The organism is Stenotrophomonas sp. STEN020 (assembly GCF_056760195.1).
The window spans coordinates 161,795-181,243 of record NZ_JBRREI010000001.1 but is presented as its reverse complement, the minus strand read 5'-3'; the positions used below and the strand labels follow the sequence as shown (position 1 = coordinate 181,243).

General features: G+C 61.1%; 12 protein-coding genes. 2 read left to right on the top strand and 10 right to left on the bottom strand.

The genetic code is table 11. The features are described 5' to 3' along the window. Positions 1 to 3: 3 nt before the first annotated feature. Positions 4 to 561, top strand: a complete 558-nt coding sequence (locus ACVOLZ_RS00705) for a hypothetical protein (protein ID WP_481514700.1) — start codon at positions 4 to 6, stop codon at positions 559 to 561. Between the two features lie 155 nt (positions 562 to 716). Further along, entirely contained in the window at positions 717 to 1,322 is a 606-nt protein-coding gene (locus ACVOLZ_RS00700; RefSeq protein ID WP_481514699.1) for a DUF7738 domain-containing protein, read from the top strand. A 345-nt stretch (positions 1,323 to 1,667) separates the two neighbouring features. Here the strand turns inward: ACVOLZ_RS00700 and ACVOLZ_RS00695 are convergent, their stop codons facing one another. The 10 genes from ACVOLZ_RS00695 to carA all read right to left on the bottom strand — a co-directional run bounded on the left by ACVOLZ_RS00695 (position 1,668) and on the right by carA (position 19,325). Then, positions 1,668 to 2,117 (bottom strand): SMI1/KNR4 family protein, encoded by a 450-nt coding sequence (locus ACVOLZ_RS00695; RefSeq protein WP_481514698.1) that lies wholly within the window; start codon positions 2,115 to 2,117, stop codon positions 1,668 to 1,670. A 12-nt stretch (positions 2,118 to 2,129) separates the two neighbouring features. After that, positions 2,130 to 6,758, bottom strand: a complete 4,629-nt coding sequence (locus ACVOLZ_RS00690) for an RHS repeat-associated core domain-containing protein (RefSeq protein WP_481514697.1) — start codon at positions 6,756 to 6,758, stop codon at positions 2,130 to 2,132. A 146-nt stretch (positions 6,759 to 6,904) separates the two neighbouring features. Continuing rightward, the gene (locus ACVOLZ_RS00685) at positions 6,905 to 8,521 is read right to left on the bottom strand and encodes a tetratricopeptide repeat protein (RefSeq protein ID WP_481514696.1); all 1,617 of its coding nucleotides are present in this window, start codon (positions 8,519 to 8,521) and stop codon (positions 6,905 to 6,907) included. Positions 8,522 to 8,539: 18 nt separating this feature from the next. After that, the gene (locus tag ACVOLZ_RS00680) at positions 8,540 to 10,786 is read right to left on the bottom strand and encodes a type VI secretion system Vgr family protein (RefSeq protein ID WP_481514695.1); all 2,247 of its coding nucleotides are present in this window, start codon (positions 10,784 to 10,786) and stop codon (positions 8,540 to 8,542) included. 435 nt (positions 10,787 to 11,221) lie between these two features. Further along, on the bottom strand, positions 11,222 to 12,949 hold the full coding sequence (gene recJ, locus ACVOLZ_RS00675) for a single-stranded-DNA-specific exonuclease RecJ (RefSeq protein ID WP_481514694.1): 1,728 nt from the start codon (positions 12,947 to 12,949) through the stop codon (positions 11,222 to 11,224). Then, positions 12,942 to 13,865 (bottom strand): phosphoglycerate mutase, encoded by a 924-nt coding sequence (locus ACVOLZ_RS00670; protein WP_481514693.1) that lies wholly within the window; start codon positions 13,863 to 13,865, stop codon positions 12,942 to 12,944. The genes recJ and ACVOLZ_RS00670 overlap by 8 nt, the downstream gene beginning before the upstream one ends. Before the next feature lie 2 nt (positions 13,866 to 13,867). Next, a complete protein-coding gene (gene greA, locus ACVOLZ_RS00665; protein WP_481514788.1) occupies positions 13,868 to 14,332 on the bottom strand; it encodes a transcription elongation factor GreA in 465 nt (154 codons plus the stop codon). An 8-nt stretch (positions 14,333 to 14,340) separates the two neighbouring features. After that, complete coding sequence (gene carB, locus ACVOLZ_RS00660; RefSeq protein ID WP_481514692.1) at positions 14,341 to 17,583, bottom strand: carbamoyl-phosphate synthase large subunit; 3,243 nt, start codon at positions 17,581 to 17,583, stop codon at positions 14,341 to 14,343. A 54-nt stretch (positions 17,584 to 17,637) separates the two neighbouring features. After that, on the bottom strand, positions 17,638 to 18,198 hold the full coding sequence (locus ACVOLZ_RS00655) for a hypothetical protein (protein ID WP_481514691.1): 561 nt from the start codon (positions 18,196 to 18,198) through the stop codon (positions 17,638 to 17,640). Further along, the gene (gene carA, locus ACVOLZ_RS00650) at positions 18,195 to 19,325 is read right to left on the bottom strand and encodes a glutamine-hydrolyzing carbamoyl-phosphate synthase small subunit (protein WP_481514690.1); all 1,131 of its coding nucleotides are present in this window, start codon (positions 19,323 to 19,325) and stop codon (positions 18,195 to 18,197) included. Before carA ends, ACVOLZ_RS00655 begins: the two co-directional genes overlap by 4 nt. Between the last annotated feature and the right edge of the window lie 124 nt (positions 19,326 to 19,449).

Genomic DNA, 19,449 nt, shown 5'->3' with positions numbered 1-19,449 from the left:
CGCATGAATCGCATCTGGCTCAAGTACATCTCAGTTCTGTTCGTGTGCAGCGTCGCGAGTTGCACTACAAACGCCGCACCACCGACGCTTGCGCAGCGATGTGCAGCTACACCGATCGACGAGCTTGTTGAGATCAAGACCTATGAACAGGGGCTGATAAGTGCCTGCCCCCCGGATGCGGACGAGGGCTGCATTTACAATCTGACAACTGGTCAAACGTTCAGTGCTGGAGCTCCGGATCTGAACGCCGATGGACTACCCGATCAGATCGCCAAGAACCTGGGAAGCAACTACGGCAGTGCCGACATCACTCACTATCTGGGTTTCGTGCAATGCGGCGACGGCACCTCCCTAAAAGTACTGGAAGGCGACTTCAAAAGCTTGACTGTCCCTGACCCTGTTGCAGCCGCTTGGCCAGACCTGGCCGCAACGCGGGAATGTGCCGCGCCCGGCAAAGACGATGCCCCGCCCAAACATATAAAGCTTGTCTTCAACCGAACGACTTTTTTATATGAAGAAGTTCCAAAGGTTGACCCACAATCCGTTTGTTCACGCAATTAGAGCGAGGGCAACGCGAACCTGATCAAAGCCGCATCAGCGACAGAGAGCCGGGACTACATCACTCGCTTTTACAAAGATCTCCTCAGCGAAGAGAACAAGGCCAAGTGACCCGGAAAAAAATCACCGAACGCTTGCTCTTAGCCGCCATGCTCGGCATGGCACTCCTAGGCTGCGATGCGAGCTACTCCGGCGCTCAGCCTTCGGTAGCAGCAGCTACCGCCGCAGCTGCCAGCGTGGAGCCTGCGATCGAAACCACGCCCAGAGGATTGATCTATCAGGGTAAAGTGCTGGATCTTGGCGCGCCGATGAGCGCATGGATCCAGGCACTGGGCCCAGACCATCGAAGCACGCAACCTAACCCCAGCCTCACGGTTCTTGTCTGGGACAAGCTCGGTATCCGTGTCTATCCGGACAACGCCAAGGAGCCAAACGCCAACATCGTCACCATTGTCTTGAATCACATGGACAACGGAGCAGCCGGCCTTGAAGTCTCCTCGCCAGGAACCGAGCAGGAACCACGGAGCGTCTTCACTCAGTCGCTGTCTTTGCAAGGGCTGCCGATCACCAATAGGACGACGGTACGCGACCTACGTGCCGCCGGCGGTGATGCTTGGGATTTCAGCTGCACCAAGGGTGTAGCCACCTGCTTCACCCATCGCACCGATCTGGCAACGGACCAGCTGTCCATCGCCTTTGCGGTTGATGGACGAATAGAAAACAGCGTGATCTACACGGTGGAGCTGCAGAAGGCCGGGCAATAGCCGGTCGCGCAACCACGAATCAGCCCAGCACTGAAACCGGATCGGGTGACATGCGCCTCGGAAGGTGTAGCCAAGTAACCGTTCTGCTGTTGCTCAGCACCGCAATCGTTCCATCGCGTAGAAGTCGCTGCCACAAAACAGCTCAACTACGCCAATAGATGATCGGGTAGCAAACAGGATATATGTGCAAGAGCTGCTCAGCACTTGCCCACTTAGCGTAAACGAAGGCTGCATGTATTGATGCTTGAGCAGCAGCTGCTGACTGGTCAACGATCAATCCCAGAAGTCGTTCTTCCATAGCTCTTGATGCCTCCGGAAGCTGGCAACCACCGAACAGCCAACGCTTCAAACCGATTGGCGAGCAATATCCATCAAAAACTCCAAGAACGAGTCTGAGAAGGTGGAAAATGTTCCGTCATTGTAGTCAAACCTGACAATCGGATATTCCCCTTCAAGAAGTCCCTGCCTGGTGTCAAAGTAAAATGCTTCATCGGAGTCGGGGACATAGACAGGAAGAAGTCCAGTCGGAGGGAAGTCATTCTCTTCAACGAGACGGGCGTTGTATATCAGGTCGTCATCAGCTATCTCCCGATCTTCGATGGAAGCCAAAGTGAAAACCTGATCAGCGCCGATACTGAGGTTGCCGTACTCACGCAGCCATTGTTTGTAGCTAAGAGGAAGCGGAAGCCCCAGCTGCATCTCGGCATCAGCAATCAATTCATTGGACACACCCTGCCCAGGAAACGCCTTCAAGCGAGGAGATTTCGCCATCAATTCTTCAAGAAATTCAAACATTTCGATGTCCGCTCATTGTCTGCAGGCGCCAATTATAGCTGCCGCCCTTGCTTTCCAGTACGACGCGCGGAACGTATCGAACTGCCCGGCCAATAACGACTCAGTACCATCCGCATTCTTCCGGAAGCTCGGGAAGCGAGGCAACGTCTGTTTTTTGTTATTAGGATTTCGAGGGAATGGAATATGTAGAACAGAGGTGTACTTCTGATGCGTTGTTTCCTTTATTTCGGCCAATGACCCTCTCCGCCCATTCATGCCTGGAGCTTCAGTCATTGTCAGATGATGCAGCTGCACAGGACGCCCATCTTTTCCGATTGGCGCGAATCCTTCTGACATACGCTCGACATTTGTGCCGTACTTGTACTCGCCGCTAGACGGATCCTTCCATCGCACCCTCCTGTCGGGATTGAAGAGATCATCGTTTTTGTAAACTCTGCGTCCATCACTTGCCGTTGTTTTCTCGTAAGCCAGCCCAAGCGGGTCGCAGTACATCAGGGAGTTGAACGAATACTCATACAGCCCTGATCCGGCATCCAAGCCCAATGGATCCTGGGACACGAAACCGCCGACATTTGGATCGAAGTAACGGTTCCTGTTGTAGCACAGACCAGTTTCTGGGTCTCTGTACTGCCCTTGGAAGCGGAGCGGGAAATCAATGGAGCCTTGCAAGCTTGCTTCTTCCGCACCCCATGCGCTGTAACGGATACTCCATACCGGCCTCCCGGATGAACTGACAACCCCTGTCACCGCACCGTTCGGATCTGTACAGCACACAAGCACGGACTTACAGCCAACCGCCGCTATTGCCGCTTCGTGTGGAGCCGGTTCCGCGAAGATCGATGGGCCCTGAGTTCCGACAGCCCTGTCTCCAAAGTTCCCTCCCGGAACTGCACCAAGCTTGATCAACGTCGGCGCAACAGCATCATCAGCTGCCCCTACAAACTGCGGGCGCACAGGTGAGCTGTCCAACGTCGATACACCCAGCCTTCCTATGACGGATGGCGGACTTTGGCTCGAACGCCTCTGCTTTACTGAGTCATCTTTACTCTGGCGCCCCCGCTGTCTGGACGAAAGCACCGAATCACTGTCTTGATCAGAGTTCGTACCAGTGACACTCGGCCTTCCAAGTTCATTCCGTGCACCGGATTCTTCGACAACGAAGCCATATTCGCCATCGTTGAGAAAGATGCCAGCAATCGGCACAAATGAACCCGGGTAGTACACATACTCCCGAACGCGCTCACGCAACGTCGCCAACTTCTGCTGCCGCGCTTTGACCTCAACCAAGTTCGCAACATTCCCTACCCAAACCGGTGCCACGTCTTCCGCGTCATTAGCCTGCTGCACTTCACCCAGCAACGCATCACCATCCCAGAAGAACCACGTCGTCTGCGTCGGATTGCGCTTGAACACGCGCCGGCCAAGCGGGTCATAGCCGTAGTGGGTGACCTGTCCATTGCGCCGGCTTTCGGCCAAGCGATGGTTGGCATCCCAGATCAAGGCCAGATCGTCAGGAGCATCGCGGTGCGGCGCGCCCTTGCGTATCAGGTCGCCTGATCGGTCAAAGACGTAATGCACGCCTTGATAGCTACCTTCACGCGTCCAGGTGACCAGCTCATCGTTGTCGCCACCCACCACTTTGCGTGCCTGCACCTGCTTGATCTCGGTGCGTAGGCGGTCGCCCGCCGGGTCATTGAAGAAGCGTTCTATCTTGCCCTTCGGGTCGGAGTGCTGGAGCAGGCGGCCAATGGCGTCGTAGCGGTATTCGTCCACGCCTTGGCCGCTGTCACTGCGTCGGGTCAGGTTGCCGCTGCGGTCATAGTCGTAGTTGGTTTCAAACAGCGGCGCCGCGTCCTTGAGGATGGACTGCGAGGTCAGCAGGTTTCGGCTGTCGTAGCTGAAGTTGCGCTGCAGATGCGGGCTCAGGGTTTCCTGCGTGGTCCGCCCCAGCGCGTCGCGCTGCATCAGGATCGGTGATTCATCGTTGATCGCTATCGATACCGCCTGATCACGCAGGTCGTAACCGATGGCAAGTTGGTTTCCGGCGGAGGTCTCCCGTGACACCCGGTTGCCCACCTCGTCGTAGCCATAGTCAATACGGAAGCCATCCTGCAGCTCTTCAAGCAGCTGCCCGACCGGATCGTAGCGACGTTTTACCGTACGCGATGGATTGCGCATTTCCACCAACTGGCCGAGCTTGTCGTAAACAAAGTGCTCCTGCAGTTGCTGTCCGGGATGACGCACGTCCGGCAGTGTCTTGCGGGTGATCCGCCCCATCTTGTCGGTGTTGAAGGCTATTTTCTGGCCGAGGGGGTCGACCGTAGTGCTCAGGCGCCCGGCAGCATCGTAGCTATAGCGTCGTGCCTGGCCCCAATAATCGACTTCCTCGATGATGCGACCAAGTGGGTCGCGCAGCAGCTGATAAGTCTCACCGCGCTGATTAATGACGGCGACCAGTTGCTCTTCGCTGTCATAGCGGTATTCCACCGCATGGCCATCGGCCTGAAGGCGACGGCCGATCTGGCCAATGCCGACATATTCCAGCCGGGTCTGCGCGCCGGCTTCATCGGTGTAGCGGACAAGCTGATCTTCCGCGTCGTACTCGCAGCGCACACCGGCACCGTCGGGCGTCACCGTTGCCAGCAAGCGGCCCTTGGCGTCGTATTCATAGCGACTGACTTGGCCCAGCGGATCCACCTGCCGCAGCAGATTGCCCAGCGCGTCCTGCTCGTAGCGACTCTCATGCCCCAACGCATCGACGACCGCAGCAACCAGACCATGTCGGTCGTAGCGCAGCTGGGTAACGGCCTGCCGCGCGTTGGTCTGCGCGAGCAGCTGCCCGCTCGCGTCATAGTCATAACGTGAGGTCGCCGCCAATGGGTCGGTCTGCGCAACCATCAACCCGCGCAAGTCGTAAGCCTGCTGCCACGTGGCACCATCTGGCGAGCGCAGCGCGACCATGTTGTCGTGGTCGTCATACTCCATCTGCAACGCACTGCCGTCTGCCCGTGTCAGGCAGCACAAGTTGCCATGTGCGTCATAGGAAAATTCGGTACGCAGGCCCTCCGGATCCGTCACCGCCACTGTGCGGCCGAAATCGTCGTACTCGAAGAAAGTAACGCCGTCGAGCGGATCGATCTCGCACAGTGGCAACTGGTTCTCGTCGAACTTGATCACGCTCAGGTGACCAAGTGAATCGGTCACCCGACTCTCGCGCAGCAGTGCGTCGTACTCGAAGCGATAATCGTACAGGCCACCATCACCCCAGGAGTGCACTACCCGCCCCTGCGCATCGAACGCGTAGTAGAACGACAGGCCGACCCGGTCGGTGTGCTGCACCAATCGGTGCTGCTGATAGGCAAATGTGCGCGCCGCGCCTAAAGCGTCCAGCGCTGCAACCAGATCACCTTCATTGCTATAACGGTAGCTCACCAGCGGATGCACAAGCCCGGTTGCAGGGTCGTGCAGTGCCATCCGCTCGATACGGCCGTGGCGCGCATCTACGTCGATGAAACGGCCTTGCAGGCCGCCCAGACCGCTCTCGACAATGCGCACCAAGTGACCATCGTTGCGCTCGAAACGCCAGTAGTTGCCACTGGCGTCTTCGATGCGCTCCAACGCCAGCAGGCCGTGCGCTGGCAGCGCTACAACACCGCTGGGCAGATCATTGCCGAACACATACTCCAACCCACCCTTGAAGCGCACCCGTAACTGACCCTGCCGACGCAACAACCGCGCGCCATCCACGAAATCGAGTATCGCGGCCGCCTCGCCATCCACTGGCGGCAGCTCGGGAAAGAACGCTACCTGCCCCGGGCCGGACATCCACACCGAGCCATCGCCCAACACCTCCAGCATGATGTCGGCAGGTGTCTGCCAACCGATGCCACAGGCGCCGCCGCGCCCGATCTGCGCGGAGCTGTAGCTGCGCTGCCATGCCAATGGCAGGCGTCCAGGGATATCGAAATCCTGGTGGCTGACCACAACGCTGCCATCGCGGATATCGACCGGTTCGGCACGTAATATCTTGCACTTGAGCGTACCCGGCGGCAGGTGCCCCCACTTGCCCTGGCGCCACTTCTTGAAGGCATCCATCTTGCCTTGGAAGAACTTGCTCTTGCGCAGCTTCCCCAGCCCCGCAAACGCCGCACGAAACGCCATCGCTGTCCACGAGATCGTCGGCGGCCCACCCACTGTCACGCTGGTCGGAATGGCGACGTTCAAGCCGGTCGGCAAGGACATTGCACGCAGCGGTTTCTTCGGCTTCTTCACCCGGAACGGATTGATCATGCCGGCCAGATTGCAGTCCAGCACCGGCATCGCCAGCCGGGAGAACGGCTCGCCATCCGCGGATACAGTGCGGCTGCCCATGAAGATCTCTTCGCCGTCAAACTGCGGACCCATTGGCGCAGCCAACGGCGGCGCCCAAACGCCCAGCGGAATATGCACATCCAGTCCGCCAGTACCGGCAGTGGCGCGATGCACACCATTGACCTTGATCGTTGAGCCGATAAACGGGATGTAGTCGAACGGATCCAGCACCAGCCCGATGTGCGGCGTGGGCAGCGGGCTTGGCGGCACCGCATACATATGGATGTCGATGCCCAGCTGCGGATCAAGATGTTTAGCGGCGATGCTCATGGCAACACTCCTTGTCGCTCAGATCGCGCGCAGCAGCGCACGCAGGAAGGCCTTGACCTCGTCGCGGTAATCCGCGCTGATCCACGCCACCACGATGATCCCGATCACGATGGCCACTGCCATCACTGCTGTTTTCCGGCTTGGCGTCATGCCAATGCTGCTCCAGTTGTTGTTGATGCGCTACGCGGCGTGGCGGGCGACTGCAGCAATGCTGATGGGTCGGGCAACGGCTGCATTGCCGGCGGCTCGCTCCACACCGGTATTTCGTGGTCGAGCGGATGTTCTATCGCGGGAATGCCGTTCCAACCGGGGTCAAGAAAGTCGCGCCCCACCGCGACGATCTTGCGGAAGAACTCATCACCGGCCTGGATCAGTCGCTCACGCTCCTGTTGGGCACGGTGGAAGCCCTGCTCCAATGCAATGTCCAGCTGTGCTTCGATGGCGTCCAATGCCGGTCGCGTTGGTCGCGGGCCCAGCGCCATGGTCTTGCTTTCGGCGATGCCGAATACACTGGCGCTGGTCTGCAGATAGCCCGCCGAAACCTCCTGCAACTTCTCGCAGCGGCGTGCATCCTGCAGCAATAGCAGGTCCCATAACGCCTGTGGCAACGTCGTCGTCTTGCGGTCTGCGGGCGAAAGCGGCTTGGCAATACGGATGGCCTCCAGCAGTTGGGTGCGCGCGACTTCTTTATTGCCCGCCTGCAACTGGCACCAACCCGCCATGCGCTGCCCTTCCAGCTGGAACATGGGGTTGGGAATGCTGGCGGCCGATCCCGATGCCTGCAGATAGGTCTGTGCGGCGCGTTCCGGCTGCTTGGCGGTCAGCCAGCAGCCCGCTTCGCCAAACCAGCTCTGCATCACCAGATCCGCGCCAGCAGCATTGCCGCCGACGCGTGCGCTGTCAGCGGCACTACGCGCGCTACGGTAGGCGGTGATGGCTTGTGCGTGATCTCCCCGCTTGAGCCAGGCACCGGCCACCATCATCTGCACCACCGATTGCTGGTCGTGCCAGCCGTTGCGCACGGCCAAGCCCTGCGCACGTTCGGCGCGTGCCACCACCTGTGCCGGGCTGCCACGCTCGATCAACAGCATCAGGTCCGCAAGCAGCTGCCGGTAGAGCACCTCAGGCCCGCGGCCGCTGGCCTGTGCTGCGGTATCGCGGGCAATACCGAACATGTCGACATCGCCGCCGATCACCGCCGCCGTGCTGGCGTGCTTGTCCAACAGTGACTGCCAGCGCGGATCTTCCAGCGTATCCACCAGTACCAATCGCAGACGTGCGCTCGGCCCGGCCGCCAAAGCAGTCGATATCCAGCGTTCAAAGCCATCACCAGGAACATGCCGCTCCGGCTCGAGCACGGCAGCCATCAAGCGCATGTGGGCGCCGTGATGCTCAATGAAGCCATTCAACACCTCGACCACGCCGGCAGCGGAATCCGGGTGCGTCTCGCTAGGGCCGCGCCAACCCAGTGTCACGCCCTGCTCACGCAGTTCGTCCTGACTACCGAGATAGCGCTCCAGCAAGTCCTGCTTGATCTGCCGGCTGTAGCGGAACCCAAGCTCATAACGGGCATCTATACGCAGGAAGTAGTCCGGCGTATCGCGGCCTTCGTCATGTCGTTGCATTTCGAAGAACGCTGCCAACAGGCGGCTGGCATTGGCCGGCAAACGCCAGATAAGCAACCGCTTGTCAGGGTCGGAACTTGCCTGCAACCACGCTTCGCGCAGGGTATTGAGGCCGCGCAACATAGGGGTGTCCTGCATGCTGAATCTCCGTTCTGCTTAGCAGTTGAGCTTGATCTCGCTGCCGTTGACCGAAACGCCGCTGGCATTGATCACCACCTCCGAACCACCGGCACTGATCCTGATCTCGCCCGCAGTGATCTCGATGGCTGACGACTCGCCCACCGCCGCGGTCAGTTTGGCCGCAGACGCCAAGGTCATGTCGCCGGTAGAGAACTGCGAGTGGGTTTCAGTGACACCCTGCTCAAACGTGCCTTCCACGCCGATGGTGCGCGAGCCCTTGTTGGCGTCCTCTACCGCACCTGTGACCCCACGCTTATCCAAGCCGGTGATGGTGGTTTCGCGCCCCGCCAGGTACTGCTCGGTGACCTTCCCCTGCACCTGCTCCCACGAGGTCGAAGTGATTGTCTGCTTCCACGTCCCGGTACGTTGACTGATGTAGTTGCCGGTCAAGGTCGTGGTGAACGGACCGGTGATGGTTTCGGTATAGCCAACCGCAACAATCGTCTTGGTCTGACCGTTGTGATACGTCTCACCGACGGCACCGGTGACATCAGTTGTGCGCGTACCGGTGACGGTTGAGGTATCGGTACCGGTGACGGTGATGCCGCGATTGCCAGTAACACCGATGGTCTGGTTGCCGCCTACGGTCATACCGTGGTCAACCGTCACGCTGGTGGTTTTGTTGTTGAGGATGCTCGCGGTCTGGTCGTTGAGCACAGTGGTGACCATGTCGCGCTGGGCACGCATGTTCAGCAACTCGCCGCCGGCACCATCGTGCATGGTGACTTCGTTCCAACCGCCGCCCTTGACCGTTTTCGACTTCAGGCCGCTGACTTCCATACCGAACGGCGGCATGTTCTGTTCGTTGTAGACACGGCCGGTGATGATCGGGCGATCCGGATCACCATCGAGGAAATCGACAATGACTTCCTGGCCGATACGTGGTGGCGACACGCCGCCCATGTCGGCGCCTGCCCACGGACTGGCGCTGCGGATCCAGCATGAGGCGTTCTCGCGCCGATCCAGCTTCCTGTCCCAATGGAACTGCACTTTCACCCGGCCATAGGCATCGGCATGCAGTTCTTCGCCCGGCGGTCCAACCACCGTTGCGGTCTGCGGCCCCGGCATGCGCGGCCACGGCGTCTGTCGTAGTGGGCGAAATGGAATGCGCCGTCGCAGGACCTGCGCCTGCATCTCCACGCTGGGCAGCTCTGCACTGGAAAAGTCACTGGCGAAGTTGTTGTGGCCTTCGCGCTGCATCGATACCACGAAGAAATCGCAGTCCGCTTCATCGCGGCCGATGAAGTCGGGATGTCGTTCCAGGCTGAAGCAGCCCCCCGCCCCAAGCTCGCCAGCGTTGCCAGCGCACTCGAACAATTTGGTTGGCCAGCTGACTTCCTCATTGCGCACAGCTGCCAAGGCCTCGCCAACGCGGCTGTTCGCGAAACGCGCGGCACCGTCATAACGGTATTGTTCGAGCGGTGGCAACAAACCCATCGGCAACTGGTTTCCCTGGTTTCCATCGAGCTGCTGCTTAGGCTGTTTGAAGTCAAAGCTGCGCAGCGTCTGCGCAGTCGGCCCTACCCTGCGCCGCGCACCCCAACGATGTAGGCCAGTACGCGCCAGTGTGCCTTGATCGGAAACGTAGGCAATCGCAGTTGGTTCGCCGTGCACGACGCTGAGCGTGGAGTCATCGCTGATTATCAACGTATGCCCATCATCATCGTGCACGAAGCTGTAGTAGAGGCCGGCGTCTTCCAGCAAGCGGCTGACGAAGGCAAAGTCGGACTCGTTGTATTGCACGCAGTACGACAATGGATGCAATTTTCCGGCATTGAGATCGTAGCGATAACGCGCCAGCTGTTCGTAGCCAGCGAACACGTCTTCGATGATCTCCAGGACGTTCTTGTCCTGGAAGATGCGACAGTTGCTGGTGTAGTCGAGGAATGCAAACCAAGGCGCGACTTCCGCGCGGTAGCTGTTGAATTGCGCCTGCTGGCCGGTGCTGGCGAACTCGCGTACATAGCCATGCACAGTGCGACCGCCGAATTCGTCGCCAAGCAGCAGGCGCAGCGGTTGACCTACCAGTTGCTTCAACTCCAGCCTTGGCTGGGTCGACAGCAACTCGACGTGATAGAGGAATGGCGCTGAGACCGACTCGTTGCCGTCAAAACGCTTGACCAGGAACGTCTCTGGTGAAAGCGCGGTTTCTACACGAATCAGGCGGCGGTCTTGGTGCAGGCGCTGCAAGCCGCCTGCTGCTGAAATTGATTCTGCAAACATCGGGCGTTCCGTCGTCCCATGTGTTGTCGAGAACCCGACTGTGCCATCGCCTTATGAAACGCGCCAGTTTTCTGACACACATATCGGGTCTTTGAATGCTGAATTCGTAGGAATGTATTAGTGGAGGATGACTTTCATCACGCAGCCCTCACGCAATCAAAGCGTGGCCTGGTGTTGAACTGCGCAGATTCTGTGGTCGTTGGTTTCCAAACGACGTTTGTTGTCTGGACATTCGAGACTCGTCTTTAGCGATGTAGATCACACAAAGCTACATGTGCAAGTACCGTAGCCGGGGTAAGCAGAACGCACCCGGGCCAAGGAACCAGAATTATTCAAGTTGGCCGCAAATGCCCCAGGTGTGCGCTGCTTACCCGGGCTACGAGTTGTGATGGATTTGCGGTGAAGCCCCTGCCGAGCATGGCTCGGCACTACCCATCAAGCGGAGGTGCAGTGTTCGACGATCAGCTGGATGGCCTTGCCACCGCGGTAGTCATCGCTCACCAGACGGTAAGCGATCTGCACATGTTGCGCGGGTGCCGTGCCGGTCCAGCCGCTGAAATAAATCGCGTTGATCCGCGCGGCACTGCCAGGCTGACGTAGCACAAACTTCAGATGGCGCTCCTTGAGCACGCGCCATTCGAGCACTTCGAATGCGCCATCAAACAGCGGTTCGGCAAAGCCCTGGCCGAACGGGCCGGCCAAGCGCAGGGCTTCGGCGTGCTGGAAGTCCAGTTCAGCCGGAGACAACTCGCCATCGCTGAGCAACTGCTGCTGCAGCAAGGCCGGGTCCATGCTGCGCTGCACCTGTTGTTCGAACGCTGCCTTGAACGCGTCCAGATTTGCCAACGGCAAACTCAGCCCGGCGGCCATCGCATGACCACCAAACTTCTCCATCAGGCCCGGATGATTGGCGTTGATCGCAGCCAAGGCATCGCGGATATGGAAGCCGCTGATCGAACGTGCCGAGCCACGCAGTGCATCGGCACCAGGCTCAGCCGGTGCAAAGGCAATAACTGGCCGGTGCAGCCTGTCTTTCATTTTTGAGGCGACCAGCCCGACCACGCCCGGATGCCATTCGGCATCGAACAGGCAGGCCGCAACCGGCCGTTGCATATCGTCATCCAGCAATGCGCGGGCGACGGCACGTTCGGCATCGTCGGTCATGATCTGCTGCACGGCGCGGCGCTCAGCATTGATCTCTTCGAGCAGCGTTGCGATATGTCGCGCCTGTGCGGGGTCTTCGGTCAGCAACAGCTCAATGCCCAGCGCCATGTCTTCCAGGCGTCCTGCTGCATTGAGGCGTGGCGCAACGGCGTAGCCGATGTCGCTGGCGCTGAGCCGGCGCGCATCGCGGCCGCTTACCTCGATCAAAGCCTGCAGACCCACAATGGCCTTGCCGGCCCGCAGCCGACGCAGACCCGCAGAGACCAAGGCGCGGTTATTCCCATCCAGTGCCACCAGATCGGCGACAGTGCCGACCGCAACCAGATCCAGCAGCGTCAGCAGATCGGGTTCGGGCTGCGTACCGAATGCCGACTGCTCACGCAGATGACGCCGCAGCGCCATCAGCACATAGAAAATGACGCCAACACCGGCCAGCGCTTTGCTTGGGAATGCGTCGCCGTCGACGTTCGGGTCGACAATCGCATCGGCTGGCGGCAGCTGCTCGCCGGGCAAGTGGTGGTCGGTGACCAGCACCTGCCAACCCAGCGCCTTTGCTGCGCGCACACCAGCATGACAGGCGATGCCGTGATCGACCGTGACCAGCAGGTCCGGTTTCAACGCGGCCAGTTCTTCCACCAAGGATGGCGACAAGCCATAGCCATGCAACATCCGGTTCGGCACCGCATGCACCACGTCACCCGCACCCAGCATGCGCAGGCCGCGTACACCTACCGCACAGGCGGTGGCACCGTCACAGTCAAAGTCGCCTACGATCAGAATGCGCTTGTCATTGGCGATGGCATCAGCCAACAACTGCACCGCAGCCTGCATGCCGCCCAGCAACTCGGGTGCGTGCAACTGCGCCAATCGCGGCTGCGCCTGCTCGGGCGTGGTTGCGCCGCGCGCGGCATAGATGCGGCGCAGCAGCGGCAGGGTTTCATCATTCCAGCCGTCGGTCGCGACCAAGTCACGCCGAACGATCCTCAAACTTTCACTCATCAGCCAAGGTCGCTATTGGCTTTTTCCAGAAGCACCAACGCTGCCCGCGGGTAATGCGGTAGCCGGTGCCATCCTCGAAATCCAGCTGCAACTCGCTGAGCTCGCCGCGCTTGAGTGCATCGAGCAAGGGGGCGATTGCATCGCGCGCGAGCTGCTGCAGCGAACGCAGCTGGCGCAGATCGACCAGCGCATCAACGCTCTGCTCGCCACCCAGGCGTACGCCGGCCATTGCCGCCAGGCCCTGCACCAGCGCATCGCGGCTGCGCACCTGTGCGTGTGCGGTATGCACGCTCTGCGGCAGGTTTCCTGCGCCCCAGAACCATAGGGAGTTCACTGCACGCTGGCCCTGGGCCACGCGTTGTTCGTTCCACGGATGCTGGTGCAGCACCACCTGTGCTTCGGTCAGCAACGCGCGCCAACGACGTCCGTTCTCGCCACTGGGCAGATGCGAAAACAGGTCATCGCCCAGCACCGCGTCAGGCTCGGCGAATTCGGGCAGCGGCGTATCTGCCGGCAGGCGCAGATACCAACGCGACGGCGTCGGTGCATCCAGCTGGTAGCCAAAACCGGCAAACAAGGGCTGCAGCGCGGGCAACAAGGCATCCACGTCGGCCTGCTCCAGACGCAGGGTTTCGGCCGCAGCCATCAGCCGCGCGCCCTGCATGTCCGGCACGATATTGGCCGGATCGGCACGCAGCCAGAAGCCGCCAGCGGCATCGCCGGCATCGGTCTGGCGGGTCAAGGCGGCAGCCGACCAGGCAGCCGGCTGCACGTTGAAGTGACGGCGCAACTGCGCCGATTCACCGGCCGTACCGAGCGAGCGCTCGGCACGACCCAGGGCCGCAGCCACCTGCGCCGGCAGTTCGCCCGCCGGAAAACGGCTGCGCGCGGGCAGCAGCAGTGTGGCTTTGGCCATCGTCAGTCGAGGTATTCGACGCTGACGATTTCGTACTCGCGCTGGCCAGCCGGCGCATCGATGGCGATGGCGTCGCCCTCGTGCTTGCCGATCATGGCGCGCGCCACCGGCGAGGAAATGGCAATCAAGCCCAGCTTGATGTCCGCTTCCAGGTCGCCAACGATCTGGTAACGCTTCTCTTCGTCGCTTTCCACGTCGGCCAGCGTCACCGTCGCGCCGAACACCACCTTGCTGCCGGCGTTGAGCTTGCTGATGTCGATGACTTCCGAATGCGACAGTTCGCCTTCCAGCTGCTTGATGCGGCCTTCGATGAAGCCCTGCTCTTCGCGTGCGGCGTGGTACTCAGCGTTTTCCTTCAGGTCACCGTGCTCGCGCGCTTCGGCGATGGCAGCGATGACCTTGGGGCGCTTTTCCGACTTGAGGTGATCCAGTTCCTCACGCAGGCGCTTGGCGCCCTTCATCGTGATGGGGGCTCTCATGCATTCAACTCCTTGTGCAGTTCCTGCAGCGACAACACCGGACCGGTGCCACGGAACTCCAACGATTGCACCAGCGCCTTGGCGCCAGCAACGGTGGTGGAGTACGTGATGCGGTTCTGCAGTGCTTCGCGGCGGATCGAGAACGAGTCGTTGATCGCAGCACGGCCTTCGGTCGTGTTGACGATGTAGACGATCTCGCCATTCTTGATGCTGTCCACGATATGCGGACGGCCTTCAACCACCTTGTTGACCACGTCACAGGTGTAACCGTGCTGCTGCAACCACGCGGCCGTGCCGCGGGTGGCAACCAGCGAGTAGCCGCGTTCGACCAGACCCTGCACCGCCGGCATCACGCGCTGCTTGTCAGCGTCGCGCACCGAAATGAAGACCTTGCCGACCGGCGGGGTCTTGATGCTGCCGGCTTCCTGCGCGCGTGCAAACGCGGCGCTGAAGCTGCGGCCAACGCCCATCACTTCACCGGTGGAGCGCATCTCCGGCCCGAGGATCGGATCGACGCCCTGGAACTTGGCGAACGGGAAGATGGCTTCCTTCACCGAGTAGTAGCCCGGCACGATTTCCTTGGTCGCGCCCTGCTCGGCCAGCGTCTTGCCCGCCATGCAACGGGCGGCAATCTTGGCCAGCGCCATGCCGGTGGCCTTGGACACGAACGGCACGGTGCGCGAGGCACGCGGGTTCACTTCCAGCAGGTAGATCACGTCCTTGCCATCGGCATCGGTCTGGACCGCGAACTGGGTGTTCATCAGACCCACGACCTGCAGTGCCTTGGCCAGCTCGGTAACCTGGCGACGCAGTTCGGCCTGGGTTTCAGCCGACAGCGAGTACGGCGGCAGCGAGCAGGACGAGTCACCGGAGTGCACGCCGGCTTCTTCGATGTGCTCCATCACGCCGCCGATCAGGACCTTGCCGTCCTTGTCGCAGATGATGTCGACGTCGGCTTCGACCGCGGCATCGAGGAAGTGGTCCAGCAGCACCGGCGAATCGTTCGACACCTTGACCGCGTCGCGCACGTAGCGGGCCAGGTCGGATTCGCTGTAGACGATTTCCATCGCACGGCCGCCAAGCACGTAGCTCGGGCGCACCACCAGCGGGTAGCCAATTTCGCGGGCCAGCAGCAGGGCTTCCTGGTCGTTGCGGGCGATGCGGTTCGGCGGCTGCTTCAGGCCGAGCTTCTCGACCAGCTGCTGGAAACGCTCACGGTCTTCGGCCAGGTCGATGGAGTCCGGCGAGGTGCCGATCACCGGCACGCCATTGGCTTCCAGCGCACGTGCCAGCTTCAGCGGGGTCTGCCCGCCGTACTGCACGATCACGCCCTTGGGCTGTTCCAGCTCGACGATTTCCAGCACGTCTTCCAGCGTCAGCGGCTCGAAGTACAGGCGGTCGGAGGTGTCGTAATCGGTCGAAACGGTTTCCGGGTTGCAGTTGACCATGATGGTTTCGAAACCATCTTCGCGCAGGGCGAGCGCGGCGTGCACGCAGCAGTAGTCGAACTCGATGCCCTGGCCGATACGGTTCGGGCCACCGCCCAGGATCATGATCTTGTCGCGGTTGCTCGGTGCTGCCTCGCACTCGTCCTCGTAGGTCGAGTACAGGTAGGCGGTGCCGGTGGCGAACTCGCCGGCGCAGGAGTCAACGCGCTTGTAGACCGGACGCACCTTGTGGGCGCGGCGTAGCGCACGGATGGCCGCTTCGTTGGTGCCGGTGAGCTGTGCCAGGCGTGCATCGGAGAAACCGGCGCGCTTGAGCTTGCGCAGGCGCGCTGCGTCCAGCGCGTCGATGCCTTCGGCATGAACCTGCTTTTCATCGGCAATGATCTCTTCGATCTGGTCGAGGAACCACGGGTCGATGTGCGACAGCCCATAGATTTCTTCGACGCTCATGCCGGTACGGAAGGCATCACCCACGTAGAACAGACGCTCCGGGCCCGGGGCCTTGAGCTCACGCTTCATGGTGGCGACGTCGTCGGCATTGCCCAGGTCGAGCTCGGTCGGGTCGAGGCCGACCTTGCCGGTTTCCAGGCCACGCAGCGCCTTCTGCAGCGATTCCTTGAAGGTGCGGCCCATCGCCATCACCTCGCCCACCGACTTCATCTGGGTGGTCAGGCGCGCATCGGCAGCCGGGAACTTCTCGAAGGCAAAGCGCGGAATCTTGGTGACGACGTAGTCGATCGACGGTTCGAACGAGGCCGGGGTCAGGCCGCCGGTGATCTCGTTCTTCAATTCGTCCAGGGTGTAACCCACAGCCAGCTTGGCCGCGACCTTGGCGATCGGGAAGCCGGTGGCCTTGGAGGCCAGTGCCGAGGAACGCGACACGCGCGGGTTCATCTCGATCACCACCACGCGACCGGTAGTCGGGCTGATGCCGAACTGCACGTTGGAGCCGCCGGTATCCACGCCAATCTTGCGCAGCACGGCGATGGAAGCATCGCGCAGGCGCTGGTATTCCTTGTCGGTCAGGGTCTGTGCCGGCGCAACGGTGATCGAGTCACCGGTGTGCACGCCCATCGGGTCGAGGTTCTCGATCGAGCAGACGATGATGCAGTTATCCGCGGTGTCGCGGACCACTTCCATCTCGAATTCCTTCCAGCCCAGCACCGACTCTTCCACCAGCACTTCGCTGGTCGGCGACAGTTCCAGGCCCCGGCTGACGATCTCGATCAGCTCTTCGCGGTTGTAGGCGATACCGCCACCGCTGCCACCGAGGGTGAAGGACGGGCGGATGATGGTCGGGTAGCCAACGCGGGTCTGGATCTCCAGCGCTTCTTCCAGCGTGTGGGCGACAGCGGCGGTCGGGCATTCCAGACCGATTTCGCCCATCGCCACGCGGAACAGCTCGCGGTCTTCGGCCATCATGATCGCTTCGCGCTTGGCGCCGATCAGTTCGACGTTGTACTTCTCCAGCACGCCGTTGTCAGCCAGGTCCAGCGCGCAGTTCAGCGCGGTCTGGCCGCCCATGGTCGGCAGCAGCGCGTCGGGGCGCTCCTTCTCGATGATCTTCGCCACCGTCTGCCAGTTGATCGGCTCGATGTAAACGGCGTCGGCCATCTCCGGGTCGGTCATGATCGTGGCCGGGTTGGAGTTCACCAACACCACGCGGTAACCCTCATCGCGCAGCGCCTTGCACGCCTGCGCGCCGGAGTAGTCGAACTCACAGGCTTGGCCGATGACGATCGGGCCAGCGCCGATGATCAGGATGGTTTTTAGGTCGGTGCGCTTTGGCATTTTCTTCTCTAAGTCAGTACAGCGTGTCTGGGGGAAGTGATCGCACGCTGTCGATCAGGAAAACTCTTCTGGATCAATCGTGACGCCGCATTGGCTCTGGATGCGCTCGCTCAGGCGCAGCGGCAGGCCATCAGGCATGTCGCCCAGTTCCGCTAGCACAGCACCCAAAGCTTCATAGGAGCCACTGGCCATGAACTCGCCTACCTGCTTGCGCTCCAGCTCGCTGGGCTCGCCCTCGAACTCGGCAGGCAACGCCGCGCCGTACATCATCTGGCGCTGGCTAGCGACCATGCGCTTGCCGCCCTGGCTCGAATAGAAAGCATGCCAGCGCTTGAGGTGCTGCTGCCCGTCATTGCCGATTTTGGCGACAAGGCGATCCACCAGTGCTTCATTCAGGACATCGCCGATCGGCTTGGCCATGCACTCGCGCTGTGGTGCCGGAATCTGCTGGAAGATCGTGACATTGGCCAACATGGAGGTGGCCGCGTCATTGCCCATGCGCTCAAAGCCGGTCAACGGCAGCAGATCGCGGATCTCCTGCGCGGTCACTGCCGCCGCGCTGGCCACCGAGGTGGCCAGCAGCGCCGGCAACATCAGCCAGCGCGCCTTGCTCACGCCTTGGCCCCTTCCATCAGGGTGATGAAGCGATCGAACAACGGTGCCACGTCACGCGGACCCGGCGACGCTTCCGGGTGCCCCTGGAAGGAGAATGCCGGTGCATCGGTCAATGCGATGCCCTGGATGGTCTGGTCGAACAGCGAGCGATGGGTAACCCGCACATTGGCCGGCAGCACGCTTTCGTCGATGGCAAAGCCGTGGTTCTGCGAGGTGATCATCACCCGACCGTCGTCGATGTCCTGCACCGGATGGTTGGCACCGTGGTGGCCGTGACCCATCTTCATCGTCTTGGCGCCTGCAGCCAGGCCCAGCAGCTGGTGGCCCAGGCAGATGCCGAAGGTCGGGATCTTCTGCTCGACGAAGGTCTTGATCGCGCTGATGGCGTAATCGCACGGTTCCGGGTCGCCCGGGCCATTGGAAAGGAACACGCCGTCCGGCTTCAGTGCCAGCACTTCAGCAGCAGGGGTCTGTGCCGGCACCACGGTCAGCTCGCAGCCGCGCTCGGCCAGCATGCGCAGGATGTTGGTCTTCACGCCAAAGTCGTAGGCCACAACCTTGAACTTCGGTTCGGCGCGCACGAATTCGTTGCGGTCCAGGTCCAGCTGGCCATCGGCCCAGCCGTAGGTCTTGTCGGTGCTGACCACCTTGGCCAGATCCATACCCTTCAGGCCGGGGAACTTGCGAGCAGCTTCCAGTGCCTTCTCGACATCGATGTCGTCGCCGGCCATCAAAGCGCCATTCTGGGCGCCCTTCTCACGCAGGATGCGGGTCAGCTTGCGGGTGTCGATGCCGGAGATGGCCACCACGCCGCGCTGGATCAACCAATCCTGCAGCGATACCTGGTTGCGCCAGCTGCTCGGGCGGCGCGGCACGTCGCGTACGATCAGGCCCGATGCCCATACCTTGGAAGCTTCGTCGTCCTGGTCGTTCATACCGGTGTTGCCGATATGCGGGTACGTCAGGGTGATCATCTGCCGGGCGTAGGACGGATCGGTCAGCATTTCCTGATAACCGGTCATGGCGGTGTTGAACACCACCTCACCCACGGATAGGCCGGGCGCGCCTACGGATTCGCCCTCGAATACGGTGCCGTCTTCGAGCACGAGAATTGCGGCTTGGGTCACGGGAATCTCACTTTGGCTACCGGGGGACTCCGAAGCCACGCCTGCGTCCACGGTCAAAAACCGGTTGCAAAAAAGCGCGGACGGCGGTCTGGGAACCGGTCCGGCTAACGTGTTTCGGCGAGCC